Consider the following 14,538-nt stretch of genomic DNA (forward strand, 5'->3'; position numbering starts at 1 on the left):
ATGCGCATCGCCGATCGTTGCGTGCAGGTCATGGGCGGCACCGGCGTGACCGACGACACGATCGTCGCGCAAGTCTTTCGCGAGGTACGCGCCTTTCGAATCTACGACGGCCCCACCGAAGTCCACAAGTGGAGCCTCGCCAAGAAGATTAAGCGCGACTGGCGCGACGCCCAAAGTCCGGTTCAACCGTGACAGGCCTGTCGTTCGAGCGCGTTGGGCGCCCTCTTTTTGTCCTGCCGACACCGTATCGGACGACATGAATTCCGGAGATAGTATGACCCCGTCGACGAACACTGGCCCGATCCGCACCGAACGCCATGACGACGTGCTCGTCATCATCTCGAACAATCCTCCCGTCAACGCGCTCGGTGCTGCGGTCCGGCAGGGTCTCGAAGCGGCGATCAAGGACGGCGTGAACGACGACAGCATCACCGCGATGGTGATCCGCTGCGACGGACGCACGTTCTTCGCGGGCGCCGACATCACCGAGTTCGGCAAGGAGATGGTCGAGCCCGGCCTGCCCACCGTCGTCGACATGATCGAGGCTTCGTCGAAGCCCGTCGTCGCGGCGATTCATGGCACCGCGCTCGGCGGCGGCTGCGAGGTGACACTCGGCTGCCATTACCGCGTCGCCGTCCCCTCGGCGAAGATCGGCACGCCCGAAGTGAAGCTCGGCCTGCTCCCCGGCGCGGGCGGAACGCAGCGTATTCCGCGCATCGCCGGCGTGAAGCTCGCGCTGGAGATGACCGCGAAGGGCAATCCGATCTCGGCCAAGAAGGCACTCGACGCCGGTCTGATCGACAAGATCGTCGGTGAGGATTCGCTCGAGGCCGACGCCGTCGCGTTCGCGCGCGAGATCGCCACGAAGCGCCCCCTGCCCCGTGCGTCCGAGAAGACGGCGCAGGCCGATCCGGATGCCGTGGCTGCGTTCAAGAAGGAGAATGCGCGGCGTTTCCGTAACTTCGACGCGCCTGCCGCGAACATCGCCTGCGTCGAGAAGGCTGCGGACGGCTCCAGCTTCGAGGACGGCATCGCGTTCGAACGCCAGGAGTTCATGAAGCTCATGACGGGCGTGCAGTCGGCCGCACAGCGCCACATCTTCTTCGCCGAGCGTCAGGCGGCCAAGATCGACGACGTCCCCGCCGACACCAAGCTGCGCGAGATCAAGCGCGTCGGCGTGATCGGCGCGGGCACGATGGGCGGCGGCATCTCGATGAACTTCCTGTCCGCGGGCATCCCGGTCACGATCGTCGAGATGCAGCAGGACGCGCTCGACCGCGGCACCGGCGTCGTGCGCAAGAACTACGAGGCGACTGCCGCAAAGGGCCGGATTAAGCCCGAGCAGGTCGAGCAGGCGATGGGCGCGCTGAAGCCGACTCTGGACTTCGCCGATCTGGCGGAATGCGACCTGATCATCGAGGCGGTGTACGAGACGATGGAGGTGAAGAAGGAAATCTTCACCAAGCTCGACGCGATCGCCAAGCCGGGCGCGATCCTGGCGTCGAACACCTCGTATCTCGACATCGACGCGATCGCCGCCTGCACGAAGCGGCCCGAGGACGTGGTCGGCATGCACTTCTTCTCGCCGGCCAACGTGATGAAATTGCTCGAGGTGGTGCGCGGCGACAAGACCGCGGACGACGTGCTGGCGACCGTCATGGCGCTCGCGAAGAAGATCAAGAAGGTCGCTGTCGTTGCCGGCGTTACGTACGGGTTCATCGGCAACCGCATGCTGATGCCGCGGCAGGTCGAGGCGACCAAGCTGCTGCTGGAAGGCGCGAGCCCGGAGCAGATCGACAAAGTCCATGTCGCGTTCGGGATGCCGATGGGGCCGTTCCAGATGAGCGATCTGGCGGGTGTCGACATCGGCTGGCACCGCGATCCGAGCCGGATCAAGAACATCCGCGATGCGCTGGCGGCGGAGAATCGTTGGGGCCAGAAGACCAAGGCGGGCTTCTACGATTACGACGAGAAGCGGACGCCGTCGAACTCGCCGCGCGTTACCGAGATCATCGACGATTTCCGCAAGAAGTCGGGCGTGACGCCGCGCGAGATCAGCGACGAGGAGATCGTCGTGCGGACGCTCTACACCATGGTCAACGAGGGTGCGCTGATCCTCGAAGAGGGCAAGGCGCAGCGCGCGTCGGACGTCGATGTGGTGTGGATCTACGGCTATGGCTGGCCGGTGTACCGCGGCGGACCGATGTTCTGGGCGCAGTCCGAGGGGTTGGCGAAGGTCGTCGCGGGGCTGGAGAAATACGCGTTCACCGTTGCCAAATCGCTCAAGGCCGGTTCGCTATGACGGCGTTTCCGGTCTCCAAATCCAATCGAGTTTACGACCGCCCGAACGGTGTCAGGAATGAATCCGGGATGAATACTCTACTGATCTGCTAGATCTCTCAATACCGTTACCCAGTGATGGTGGATCCTCAACGAACGCGGCCAGCCCCCGATCGCATCGATAGGACATTCCGAATGGCAATTTTGCCGACGCGCTGCCGTCGGATCCGGACCAGTATCCGGAAACCGTGTCGTCTGGGCGATGCAGTTGCTCCAGTCGATCGCTGAGCCGATGAGCAGTGCAGTTACGTTCTTTCTTGCCGACCGGATGTCATGAACGGTGTTTGCCAATTAACCATAATAGCGCTCCGCGACTACTCTACCATTGTGAAGCAAAACTACGCTCGCAGATCGAAGTGTTCGTCGTGATCGAACGCCGCGAGGACCGTTTCGAGAGCGAGGCCGATACGCGGCGCAGAGGCAGCGGCGGACAATGCGACGGCGCTGGGCGCGATGACAGCAGTTTTGATTGATTACACAGGCCGGTTTCCTGAAGGGGTAAAGCCAGTACCTGCGACATGGCAGCGTTCGCGTCTTGTATCAGCTCGACATATCGTGATTTACCCCAATAGGCAGGAGTTATGTCGAGACGGGACCGGACTATTCAGGTCAGATGGAACTAATCGACAAAGCCTGCCGATTGCGCGATGCCGGCGAGCGACGCGACACCTTTTCGCAGCATCGCTACATCTCACTCAAATCGGTTCTAGATCTTTATGTCACTCGCCCTTGGGATGGGTCTGCTGTCGAGTAGCGCGTCAAAGAGTAGCGATGACTGCGAGATGATCGCCCAATCAGTGGCAGCTGTTACTGCGCGGCGGCATGAGCTGTTAGCCGAACCTTTCGCCATGCTGGCATTGCCAACCACGGTGGCAGAAACGTTCAACGGGAATGACCCCGTACAGGCGTACGCCCGCTCTGGAAGGTCAACCAAGACACCACCCGCTAGCTGCGCTACCTGCCGTCGATGCTCGCGACTCGTCGCCTCTTAGCGCAACGCTATTTTGCCGTGCTTTTCTGCGCGGCAGCGTTGTTACTGAAGCTGCTCGTACCGACCGGGTACATGATCGGCAGCGAGCATGGCCGGATTACGATCGAGCTATGTTCCGGCGTCGCCCCCAACGCCACGACGATGGCAATGCCCGGGACCCACGGCGAGATGCCCGATCACGGCAAAGCGAAGGACCACGACAAGGCTGAAATGCCGTGCGCGTTTGCGGGCCTGTCAGCCGCAACGCTCGGTGCGATCGATCCCGTTCAGCTCGTCGCCCTGATCGCCTTCGTCATGGCGATCGGGCTGTCACCAGCCGTCCAACCGGCGACGGTCCGCCGCGGCTACCTACGGCCTCCGCTTCGCGGTCCCCCGGCCGCCCTTTGACCGACTGATCGTCTGCTCCTTCAAGAGCAACCACGTCCACGGACCGCGCGCTATCGCGAGGGCCGGTCAAAGGCCTATCCATGATCCGACCTCACTTGCTGGCTGGGGCGTGCCTGCCCTGCCTTCTGCTCGCCGTACCAGCGTCCGCTCAGGATGACGCGGCGCACATTACGAAGCCCAACACTACAGCCACCAATGCGCCGGGCATTGGACCGGCTGAAACCGGCGACATCACCGTAACCGCGCTGAAACGCCCGCAGGCGCTTCAGGACGTGCCGGCAAGCGTCACCATCCTTTCCGCCGACCTGCTTCGCCGCCTCAACGCGCAGGACTTTTCTCGCGTCGCGGACTCCGTGCCGGGCTTGGCCTTCGCGACCACCGGGCCCGGCAACTCGCAGTACATCATACGCGGGATCGGCGGGGTGGGGTTCGTCCAGTCGCCGACGACGGGCGTCTACCTCGACGAGACCCCGCTTCAGACCCGCGCACTCCGCGGCTTTTCGCAGCCCGACCCGCAGCTGTTCGACGTCGCTCGGGTCGAAGTGCTGCGCGGACCGCAAGGCGTGTTGTTCGGGTCGTCGTCGATGGGCGGCCTGGTCCGCATCGTGACCAACCAGCCCGACCCGACCAAGATCGCCGCACTGAGTCAGGCGAGCGTTTCGACCGTCACCGATGGCGGCACGAGCTGGGACGCCAAGGCGATGCTCAATTTCCCGATCGTCGCCGATACACTCGCGCTGCGCATATCGGGCGGGTTTGTCCGGCAGGGCGGCTGGATCGACGATCTGCGGCCGACTACCGGCGACCTGACCGAGAATGCGGGAACGTCGGCGGTCCGCAAGGACGTCAACTGGATGCGAACCGGCACGGTACGTGCGGCGCTGCGCTGGAATGCAACACCGACCCTGACGATCACGCCGTCGTTGGTCTGGCAGGACGCCTATAGCAACGCGGACCGTCCCCATAGCGACGTGACCTTCGGCAAGCGCGCGCGGCTAAAGGCGCGGTATGCGGACACGTATGCCAAGGATCGGTTCGTCATCGGCTCGCTGCTAATCGAGAACCGGTTCGATGCGCTCGGTGGTTTCACGCTGTCGTCGAATTCGTCCTGGCTCGACCGGCGCAACCGGCTGTCGTTCGACGTCACCGCGTTCGACTCTCCAATCGTCGAAGACATCGTCGGACCGGGTCCCGGGGGCAGGCTGTTCCCAACGCCGCTCGTCGATTTTGGTCGTACGAAGCAATTCACGCAGGAGGTGCGCGCGGTGTCCAATGGCCCGGGGCGGATGCAATATGTGTTCGGCGCGCTCTACCGCGACCTTCATCAGGACTCCGGTCGCAGCATCACCGTCGCTAACCTGTTCGGCGTCACCGCGCCGCTGCCGCTTGGTGCCAGCAGCCCGGCCGTCATCCAAGACACGACAGTGCGCTTCCGTGAGAGCGAGATCGCGGCGTTCGGCGAGCTGACCTATGCCGTGGTGCCGAAGGTGAAAGTCGCCGCGGGCGCCCGGGTCTTTGCCTATCGCCAGCGCGAAGCGAGCCGACGTTACGGGATCGGTGGCGTCGCAGGCGGCGATCTCGCCTACGATTATGACGAGCGCAATCGCGAGAACGGCGTCACACCGCGCTTCACGCTAAGCTATGAGCCGAGCCGTGCCACGACGCTCTACGCCAGCTACTCGCAGGGATTCCGCACCGGGGGCGTCAATGCGCCAGTGACGGATGATATCTGCTCGGCTGCGGAACGTCGCGCGGCAGGCATTCCCGATGTACCGCCGCCCTACGACAGCGATCGTACCGACAATTACGAGATAGGCGCCAAGACCAGCCTGTGGGGCGGTCGCGTGCGGATCAACGGTGCTGCCTATGCGATCGACTGGAAGGACTATCAGCAGGCGTTCCAGACTGCGTGCGGGATCAACAACGCGACGACCATCTCCTTCACCGTCAACGCCGGCCGGGTTCGTAGCCGTGGCGGCGAGCTTGAAGTTTCCATGTCGCCGGTCCGGGGGCTCGATCTTCACGCGGGCGGATCGTTCACCGACGCGACCTACCGCAACGACGTGCTCAACTTGCTGCTGCCGGCAGGCTCGCGTGTGCTCGATGTGCCGCGCTGGCTGTGGAATGTGCGCGGCGAGTACGAGACCGCGCTCACAGAAGGGCTGACCGGCACGCTGTTCGCCGCGGCGCGCCACGTCGGCGGATCCAACAGCGGGTTCGGCGAAGGCGAGGTGCTGCCGCGTCCGGCCTACACGCTGGTCGACGCCTCCGCCGGGGTGACGATGAGTGGCGGCCTAGGGGTCGACCTGTTAGTCACCAACCTGTTCGACGCCGTGCCGGTCTTCGGTCAGGAGTTCACGACGTCGCCCGGCAACACCACTGCGATCAGCTACTTTTCCTATCTCGTCGGCCCGCCGCGGACTATCGGGATACGCCTGACCCAGGCATTATGATGGCGGGCATGGACGCTTCAGCGATGAACACGAACCCACCCGCCGGCCATCGGGCATCCGGCGCGCGGTGGTACAACGCGGTATGGCGTTGGCACTTCTATGCAGGCCTGTTCTGCATCCCATTCATTATCTGGTTGTCACTGACGGGCACGATCTATCTGTGGCGACCGCAGTTGGAAGCATTGTTGGACCGGCCCTACGATCATCTTCCCGTTGCCGGGCGGACCGTCTCACCCGACGCGCAGGTGGGGGCGGCACTGGCTGCGGCCCCAGGATCGTCGCTGCATAAATACGTACTCCCGGAACATCCGGGAAACGCCGTGCGTGTGATCGTCTCCGCTGATGGCGTTGATCACCGCGTCTATGTCGATCCGCACTCGCTTGCGGTGCTGAAGGTCATCGGCGAGGAAGACCGGCCGCTCAACGTTGTATCGCGCCTTCACGGCGAATTGCTCGCGGGGGTGTGGGGGAGCTACCTCGTCGAGATCGCCGCGTGCTGGGCGATCGTCATGCTCCTGACCGGGCTTTATCTATGGTGGCCGCGCAACAGGAAGGGCCTCGCGGGTGTCCTCTACCCTCGCCTGGGGGGCGGCCGACGCGTGTTCTGGCGTGATATCCACGCGACTGCCGGCATCTGGGTTTCGGTGTTCGCGCTCGGGCTGATCCTCACTGGCCTTCCATGGGCAAATGCCTGGGGCAGCTATCTGGGGGAGGTCCGCACGCTCACGGGCACGACGCAGGGTCCCGTCGACTGGACGATCGGCGGCAAGGCGCCGACGGCGAAAGCGGACGCGATGCTTGGGGCTCACGCCGGGCATGACGGCATGGTCATGGCTGCCCCGCCGATCCCGCCCGGTGAGCTTGGGCGCGTGATCGCTACGGTCCGGCCGTTGCGGATTGCACCGCCTGTGCTGCTGTCTCCCCCCGCGCATGAAGGCGGGCCGTGGGCGGTGTCATCGGACGCAGCCGATCGCCCACTGCGATCGGACGCGCAGGTCGATGGTGCGACAGGCCGCCTTGTCGGCCGTGTCGCGTTCGCCGACCGCCATTGGATCGACCGGGTCATCGGCTACGGCATCGCGGCGCACGAGGGCGCGCTGTTCGGCATCGCCAATCAGATCCTCGGCACGCTAACCGCGCTGCTGCTGACCGTCCTCGCCGTATCGGGCGGGATCATGTGGTGGCGGAGGCGACCGACGGGTTTGCTGGGCGCACCATTGCCGCAGAACCGGCCGCGCTTTCGGATCGGGTTGGTGGCAGCGATCGTCGGGCTTGGGGTCTACATGCCGCTGTTCGGCACGACACTCGTGATCGTCCTCGTAGTCGAACGGGTTGTCCTGCGCCGCATTGCCAAGACGCGACGCTGGCTGGGGCTGGGAAGAGCCGCTTCTTCCTGAAGGGGATGCGGGAACAGTAGGTGTGATCGCACGGCGCCGGTCACTATCCACCTGACGAGCCGTTAGCCCCTGTGCCTCGACCGTATCTGACAGTGTCATGCTCCAACGCAGGGCAGCCCATACATCACAGGCGTTTTAGCCTGACACGCCGACGGATATCGGCGCGATGGCGCCGAGACGTCGGAACCCTCCCCTATCTTCCCGCGCTTAAGCCATGAAGGAGAGACGGCATGGACGACCAGCGTGTGTGGGAATTCGAAGGAAGCCTATGGGATGCCAGCGACGAGCATTACCAGGAGCGGATCGACGAGGAGATCGTCATGGTCTTGCCCCGTCCGCCTTATGTCTTCCAGGGGCAGGAAGCGAAGGATGCGGTCAAGGCTACGCCCGATTGGGATACGGTCGAGCTATCGGATCGACGAGTGTCACGACCTCAAGAGGGCCTGATCGTCGTTGCGTACACCGCGCGCTGCGCAAGCGGCGACGAGAAGTACGAGGCACATTGCACCTCGACTTTGCGGATGCGGGGACACGACGATTGGCTGGTCGTCCAACATCAGCAGACGCCACCCTTGACCGCCAGCGTCGAAGCCTGACCGCTGGGTTGCCGTTGCGACTGATACATACCTGTAACAGGCGCAACGGTACTAAACCGGGAAGTCAGCGCCCCCATTGCTGGTGTGATCCCAACAGCCTCAACTGCGACCGGTTATCGCGACCAATGGATCGCCCAGGCGACCGTCTGCAAGTAGGGAAGCCGTGGCATCGCGGAACCCTGCTGTCTCCAGATAGAGGCGGACAAGCGATGCGTGGCCGTGCGTATCAAGAGCACGCCAGACCGCCACGGCCTTGGTCGGGAAGCAGCGGTTCGAGAAGCTTATGATGACGCGGCCTTCCGGCTTAAGCACACGACGAACCTCGCGCAGTACCGCCAGGGGGTGTTGCAGATATTGAACCCCGACACAGATCAGTACGGCATCGTAGCGCGCGTCCTCTTCGGACAACTCAGGCACATCGTTAAGGTCTTGGACGAACCAGCGATCGAGGCGCGGGTTGGCCGCGAGTTCCTCTGCGTTCATGCCGTGGCCGACGACCTCGCCATAGGCGACGCCGTCCGGCAGGTGGCTCACCCAACTCGACATGAGGTCGAGCACCCGCCCGCCAGCGGGGATCGCATCGCGGTACAGGCTGATCAGTGCGCCGACAGCTGCCTCGTCGATGTGCGTGACCAAACGCGGGGGCGCGTAGAAGCCAAGGTCGTCGCCATCATCCTGACGGTCGAAGGCCCGCGCCGGCAGTCCCAACTCGATCGCTTCGGTCACGCGATGAACCCCTGCCGATTAAATCGGCCAATATTTGCGACCACAGTGTCCGTTCGTAGGCGTATGCCCGAGCACACCGCGAAATAGCGGTCGTCCTCAATCACCGGCGACGGCCGAGCCAGACACCGACCCCCGCAAGGCCGAGAACCGCCATACCGCCCGCCGCGGCTGCCACCTTGCGCCCTCGGTGTGGATCGCGTCGGCCACCATCAGAACCGGCAAGGACGCCAGGTTCGAACAACACCCCATCACTATCGTTGCCGTCGGCCGCGCGGGCCGACCAAGTGTCGAGGAAACCGCTCATGATCGCCGCCAGCAGGTTTGGCGCCGCGAACTCGCCGAGTTTGAATGCGATTGCCGGCGCGCCGACGGCGGTAAGGTTACGAGGGTGCGTGGCAAGCCGCACGACTGCCTTCGCCACCGTCTCCGGTGCGAGCGAACCGGGGGGAAGCGAAAGCCGGGCGCCGGTATAGTTACCAGCATGGTCCACGCCGGGCGTATCGACGAAGGTCGGGCAGACGTCGCATATGTGGATATGCGGGCGCTTCGACACCTCACCGCGCAAAGCCGAACTGAACCCGCGCAACCCGAACTTACTCGCCGAATAAGCCGCAGCATACGGCGTGGCGACAAAACCGCCCGCCGAAATCATGTTTACCCAGGTGCCGTGATCCTGCGCTAGGAAGATCGGCAGTACTGCATGGACGTCGTTCATGTAAGCGACGAGGTTCACGTCGACGACGCGAGCATGATCCGCAATCGGGACGTCTTCGTACCGGCCAAGCACACCAACGCCTTCGCAGCTAAACCACAGATCAATGCCACCGAGCAAATCGTGCGCCTCGGCAGCGAACACGGCCACTGCGCCTGCGTCGGTGCAGTCGACTGTACGGACGAACGCGCTGCCACCAGCTTCGACGCAGCGCTGCGCGACATTGTCCAGCCCGTCCTTGCCACGAGACCCCAGGACAAGCCGCGCTCCCGCTTTGGCGAAAGCCACCGCCGTTGCCGCGCCGATACCGCTTGATGCACCGGTTATCACGACACGCCGCCCGGCCAGGTTACGATCAGCGCTCATCGGATGATCCTCAAGGCGGCGGCCTTTACACCTTCGGGAAGACAACGCGGCCGCGTTAGACAAACTGTCTTATCATCATGCATAGACACTCAACGTCCCGGAGGCGCCGAGGTGTCCACCCGAGATAGCACGATGTTCCTCGAGATCGCTGCAGCGATGATCAGTTCGGATTGGTATGCGGTTCCTTGGGGCCATCGTTCAACGATCTGACCTGCGCCTCGCGGGTTGGGTTTCCACTACCGCCGTGCGGAACCGGGACGTCGATAGGGCTGTTCGGCGTTGCACCACCGCTAAGCTTTCCCGATCCGCTCAAGCCATCCGCGGCATCGGCACCGCCTAGCCCCCCGCCGCCCGGCGTGCCGGTCATCTGCGCATCGTCTAATACGGTCGCAGCGCTATCCGCATCGTTCGGCTCCGGCTTCGTGTCGTCAGGTGCAATGTTCGGCTGTTCGGTCGCCATGTGGATCTCCTTTGCTCGTTCTAGAACCTTCCAAGCGAGGCCAGTTTCCCATCAACTCAACAATTTAAATCCTTGTTGTCAGGAGACAGGAACCCCGAGAACCCTGTCTCGGCTTACTCGGTCCAATGGCCAAGTCATCCAGCATCACCTGGGAGGACCGGAGGCAATTCCGCCGCTCCGCCCTCATGGATATGTTCCAAAATCTACGCGTTTGAACATCGACACAGGGAGAGCATGATGCCCGATACGTTCAAACCAACTGCGAAAATCGCCGCCAATGCGAAGAAGGGGCTAAAGTTGCGCGACGATTTCGGACGAGGCGGTACGGACGTCGGGGTTCGTCGTGCCGAGCAATTGGCAGCGCAGGACGATGTGACCGCCGAGGATGTGAAGTCGATGCACAGCTACTTCGCTCGTCACGAGGTCGATAAAAACGGTAAAACGCACGAGTGGGGATCGGACACTGATCCGTCCGCGGGCTACATCGCCTGGCTTCTCTGGGGAGGCGATGAAGGCAAGGAATGGGCCGATCGACACGTCGAGAAGCTCGACTAGAAGGCTGTCTGAACGGAAGAGCGCGATCACGATCGTTACTCGGTCAAGATCGACCACCACTTTTACCGCGGAGGGCCGGCACGATGCCGTTAGCGCTCCTCGTCACCTGTAATTGATCGGCGCCTATCAGATGTACGTTCTTATTTTTGCCGCGGCCGCAGCGCTAGTGCAATCGCCGATTGCTGCGTCCGTGGTGAAGCCAGGCACGATATCGATCGTGGCTGCTGATCGTCCGACCACGTCTCCCGCTATCACGAAAACGTTCACGGACGCCGTGCAGCGAACCCTCCTTCGAACAGCTTTCCTGCCCCTACCCGACGCAAACCACAGCCTTTACGTCGCCAAGGTCGAGGTATCCCAGACACAGCGCGGCGTCGTCCGGTCCGGCAATGACCGATCAGGTCGACCGGGCATGGCGGCCGGGCTCAGAGGCCTGTCGCTGACTTTGCCCTCGGGGAAGGATCAGTTGCATGGCCTGATCGTCACCCGTCTCGAGGTGACCGTGTCGCTGCGCCGCGACAATCACGTTGTCTGGACCGGACAGGCGACCACGGTGCGCGCTAGCGGCACACGAACAGGCGAACCCTCGGCTGTTGCCGCAGCTCTGTCCGATGCCCTCCTGAGATGGTTTCCCCGGCAGCTGCCCGGACCGCTGTCTGTGCCATAAGCTTCACCGGCAAAGCGGTCGTCAGACCCTGATCTTCGACAACACGCGCACCGTGACATTGCCGCGTCTGTCAAGCTTCCGCCCGTAGAGCAATGCCATCGATCAACGGGGTGGTTGAACAATCCCACGTCATTGTCACCGGCCGCAAACAAACCCGGAATAGCCCTACGTGCAACGAGTGACTCAAAAGTGCCCCTACCGCCTTATGACTTTGGTGATCAGTATCTTTGCCAGCCCCTGACCGAAAACTTTAGCACCACCCTACAATAGACCCCGTTGACGTCCTGTCGGCTGAGCGAAGCCGTCCCAGTGGCGTAGGCGGTGTGCGCGGGGTCGGGCTCTTCCCCCCCTGAACTTCTCTTGCCAATAGCGCGCGTGCCCTGCAATCGCGTCGTAAGGCATCGGAGGAAATGCTTCGCGCGGCCAACCTCTATCGCCCCAGTTACGGCGGACGACGGGTCCCTTGGTGATCGCGCTCGCTACCCGCGAAGCCCGACGCGGCGCAGTGTATAAGCCAACATTCAGTCCCGAAGCCCCTGCCCTTTCGCTAACGCGGGCGTGAGGACTCGCGCAGAACTGCGTTGAAGGTTTTTGCGCGGCTTTATACTAGCACCGGATCAGCTACTTTGGTCGCCTCGCGCTCGGCAACCACCTAGCAGCACGCGTAAAGGTAAATCGTCAGGATTTTGGGCCGCAATGAATTATCGTCATTCCTTCCATGCCGGCAACAGCGCCGATGTGGTGAAGCACAGCCTATTGATCGCTCTCGTCCGGGCCTTGCAACAAAAAGAGGGCGCGCTGACCCTAATCGACACTCATGCCGGCTGCGGTCTGTATGACCTAGGCGGCGAGGATGCCCAGCGCACCGGCGAGGCCATGCAGGGCGTGCTGCGGGCCTTTGCCGACCCGAACCCCTTGCTGAACGACTACCGCGCCGCCGTGCAGGCGGTGAATGTCGGGGCCGAGCCGCATCTGTACCCCGGCTCGCCGCGGATACTGGCGCAGCTTCTGCGGCCGCAGGACTTCCTGATCCTGAACGAAAAGCATCCCGAGGACGCCTATACCCTGCGCGGCGTGATGCGCGACACACCCGCTGCCGTGCATGAGCGCGACGCCTACGAGCTTTGGCTGGCAATGCTGCCGCCCCGAACCGCGCGCGGCGTGGTGGTGGTCGACCCGCCGTACGAGCAGACCGATGAACGCGCCCGTATCACGGCCACCCTTGCGGCTGCCTCTCGCAAATGGGCGCATGGCGTGACGGTGATCTGGTATCCGCTGAAAGACCGCGCCACGCATTGGCAGTGGAAGGAAGAGTTACGAAAGCTCGGCATCCCGAAATTGCTGGGGGTGGAGCATTGGTTGTACGATGGCGATCAGCCCGGCATCTATAACGGCGCAGGCCTCTATATCGTCAACCCGCCCTACGCTTTCGTGCAGGCGCTGCCGCCTTTGCTGGAAATTCTGCGCGCCGCGTTGGCGCCGGAGGGGCATGGGGGCCAGATCACAACCGAGTGGTTGCGCGATTAAGGGTAAACCCTGATCGATCCTTTCTTCCAAAGAGGGTATCACCACACTGCAGACTGCAAATTGATATTTTGCGAAATCCGCTCGATGTTGGCTGGCTATCGCGGCCTGCGCTCCCGCGTTTCCTAAGAGTGCTAGTAGGTCTGCCTTCTCTTGAAAAATAATAATTGGCGAAGACGCTACGAACAGTGACAAGTAGCTGTTCCTGTTCTCGATAGCCGCGGCCGCTTGTAGACGCGTAGTCTGACATGAACGGTCTTAGGTTAGTCGACGCGAAACCGCGGCTTGAACAGCCGCCGGGTCTGGCAAAGGCATTGGCTTTGTGGGTCACGCCGCCATATCCATGTTGTCTGCGACACTATAATATTGACGTTCGGCGTCGGTAGGCAGGGTGTTGCCAACCGTGCCGACCGACGGCTCGATCCCGGCCTTGGCGAACCGCTCAACGTACGTGATCGACGCGTATCGTGAGCCGCAGTCGCTGTGGTGAAAGATGCCGCCACGTGGGAGCGGCCCGCGGCCGTGAAGGGCTTGCCCGATCGCGTTTGGTACGAATGCGAAATGTTGTTCCGTTGGCACGCCACCTGACGCCCCGGCGGGCGTGGTTGTCGATGACGAAGCCGGTCCTGAACCCGTCGAAGGTCCGATGTAGACGAACCTGCCCCAGTCGCGACATAGGTGGAGTCCGACACCCGCTGCATGTTCGGCGCAGGGGCGTAGAACTGCCGGTTGACGTGATCGCGCGGGCACGGCGCCGCTTTATCGCTGATGGTCGGGCGCCGGCTTGCCGCTAATTACCGTGCCAAGCCGATCTCGCGCATCAGCGGTTCCATAGTGCAACGAGAGATACGCAGCCCTCCCGCATCATCTGCCCGCCGACCTTATGCGCACCTTAGGCCGCTTAGTTCTCTGCGAACATACGGGCTATCTCAGGCTTAAAGGCCACATCCTGTCGCGCCGGCGCCGGTAGGCGCGCCAAATTCTGTCGCTGCGCGACGCGGTCATGATATGTGAATGGGGCGATCAACAGGGTGCGGCAGATCGGCCCAACCCCGTGGACACTGGTTATTCTCAAAGATCATGATCATCGCCGGGACGGGTAGTCGAGTTCCACCTGAGCAAATACGCGGATGCCCCTCAGGCAGGCAGGCAGGATAGGCTTACGCGGGATTTCATTGGCCTGCCGTCGTTCGCGTACCTCGCGTTCTAGCACCTTCGTCTTGTCAGCGATCGCGGTCGAAACACCGACGCGCTTACCGCTGTCGACTGAGCTGCTGCCGGTTTCGTGGACACCGAGATAAGGTGTTTTCGGAACCGGAGGGTGTAAATGCAACGACGGAAGTTCAGCCGAGAGTTCAAACTCG

At 62.8% G+C, this 14,538-nt stretch carries 13 protein-coding genes, 1 pseudogene and 1 other annotated feature; of the genes and pseudogenes, 9 read left to right on the forward strand and 5 right to left on the reverse strand.

The window, feature by feature from the left end:
• The 6 genes from ASE69_RS09860 to ASE69_RS09885 all read left to right on the forward strand — a co-directional run.
• The coding region (locus ASE69_RS09860) for an acyl-CoA dehydrogenase family protein (protein ID WP_056485805.1) at nucleotides 1–192 on the forward strand (192 nt) is incomplete at its 5' end.
• A gap of 82 nt (nucleotides 193–274) precedes the next feature.
• On the forward strand, nucleotides 275–2,302 hold the full coding sequence (locus ASE69_RS09865; RefSeq protein ID WP_056485808.1) for a 3-hydroxyacyl-CoA dehydrogenase NAD-binding domain-containing protein: 2,028 nt from the start codon (nucleotides 275–277) through the stop codon (nucleotides 2,300–2,302).
• Nucleotides 2,303–3,307: 1,005 nt separating this feature from the next.
• Entirely contained in the window at nucleotides 3,308–3,718 is a 411-nt protein-coding gene (locus ASE69_RS09870; RefSeq protein WP_056485812.1) for a DUF2946 family protein, read from the forward strand.
• An 80-nt stretch (nucleotides 3,719–3,798) separates the two neighbouring features.
• On the forward strand, nucleotides 3,799–6,171 hold the full coding sequence (locus tag ASE69_RS09875; RefSeq protein ID WP_056485816.1) for a TonB-dependent receptor: 2,373 nt from the start codon (nucleotides 3,799–3,801) through the stop codon (nucleotides 6,169–6,171).
• Nucleotides 6,172–6,194: 23 nt separating this feature from the next.
• Nucleotides 6,195–7,568, forward strand: a complete 1,374-nt coding sequence (locus ASE69_RS09880) for a PepSY-associated TM helix domain-containing protein (RefSeq protein WP_056485830.1) — start codon at nucleotides 6,195–6,197, stop codon at nucleotides 7,566–7,568.
• Between the two features lie 230 nt (nucleotides 7,569–7,798).
• Entirely contained in the window at nucleotides 7,799–8,164 is a 366-nt protein-coding gene (locus ASE69_RS09885; RefSeq protein ID WP_056485817.1) for a hypothetical protein, read from the forward strand.
• 99 nt (nucleotides 8,165–8,263) lie between these two features.
• Here ASE69_RS09885 and ASE69_RS09890 read toward each other — a convergent pair whose 3' ends face one another.
• The 3 genes from ASE69_RS09890 to ASE69_RS09900 all read right to left on the reverse strand — a co-directional run bounded on the left by ASE69_RS09890 (nucleotide 8,264) and on the right by ASE69_RS09900 (nucleotide 10,428).
• On the reverse strand, nucleotides 8,264–8,890 hold the full coding sequence (locus ASE69_RS09890; protein WP_056485819.1) for a class I SAM-dependent methyltransferase: 627 nt from the start codon (nucleotides 8,888–8,890) through the stop codon (nucleotides 8,264–8,266).
• A 100-nt stretch (nucleotides 8,891–8,990) separates the two neighbouring features.
• Nucleotides 8,991–9,968: an SDR family oxidoreductase gene (locus ASE69_RS09895; RefSeq protein WP_056485821.1), complete on the reverse strand. Its 978-nt coding sequence runs from the start codon at nucleotides 9,966–9,968 to the stop codon at nucleotides 8,991–8,993.
• Between the two features lie 160 nt (nucleotides 9,969–10,128).
• Complete coding sequence (locus ASE69_RS09900) at nucleotides 10,129–10,428, reverse strand: hypothetical protein (RefSeq protein ID WP_056485825.1); 300 nt, start codon at nucleotides 10,426–10,428, stop codon at nucleotides 10,129–10,131.
• A gap of 237 nt (nucleotides 10,429–10,665) precedes the next feature.
• On the opposite strand from ASE69_RS09900, the gene ASE69_RS09905 reads away from it, so the two are divergent.
• The 3 genes from ASE69_RS09905 (at nucleotide 10,666) to ASE69_RS09915 (ending at nucleotide 13,177) form a co-directional block, all read left to right on the forward strand.
• The gene (locus ASE69_RS09905; protein ID WP_056485832.1) at nucleotides 10,666–10,983 is read left to right on the forward strand and encodes a hypothetical protein; all 318 of its coding nucleotides are present in this window, start codon (nucleotides 10,666–10,668) and stop codon (nucleotides 10,981–10,983) included.
• Nucleotides 10,984–11,095: 112 nt separating this feature from the next.
• The gene (locus tag ASE69_RS09910) at nucleotides 11,096–11,650 is read left to right on the forward strand and encodes a hypothetical protein (protein ID WP_156362280.1); all 555 of its coding nucleotides are present in this window, start codon (nucleotides 11,096–11,098) and stop codon (nucleotides 11,648–11,650) included.
• 696 nt (nucleotides 11,651–12,346) lie between these two features.
• On the forward strand, nucleotides 12,347–13,177 hold the full coding sequence (locus ASE69_RS09915) for a 23S rRNA (adenine(2030)-N(6))-methyltransferase RlmJ (protein ID WP_056485829.1): 831 nt from the start codon (nucleotides 12,347–12,349) through the stop codon (nucleotides 13,175–13,177).
• 324 nt (nucleotides 13,178–13,501) lie between these two features.
• Here ASE69_RS09915 and ASE69_RS21395 read toward each other — a convergent pair whose 3' ends face one another.
• Nucleotides 13,502–13,753, reverse strand: coding sequence for a hypothetical protein (locus ASE69_RS21395; RefSeq protein ID WP_082453053.1), 252 nt, complete (start codon nucleotides 13,751–13,753; stop codon nucleotides 13,502–13,504).
• A 436-nt stretch (nucleotides 13,754–14,189) separates the two neighbouring features.
• Nucleotides 14,190–14,303: a sequence feature (AL1L pseudoknot), on the reverse strand.
• Nucleotides 14,259–14,538: pseudogene (locus tag ASE69_RS22955) on the reverse strand (hypothetical protein); the annotation flags it as partial. (Overlaps the previous feature by 45 nt.)

Source organism: Sphingomonas sp. Leaf208 (assembly GCF_001421415.1).
Lineage (GTDB): Bacteria > Pseudomonadota > Alphaproteobacteria > Sphingomonadales > Sphingomonadaceae > Sphingomonas.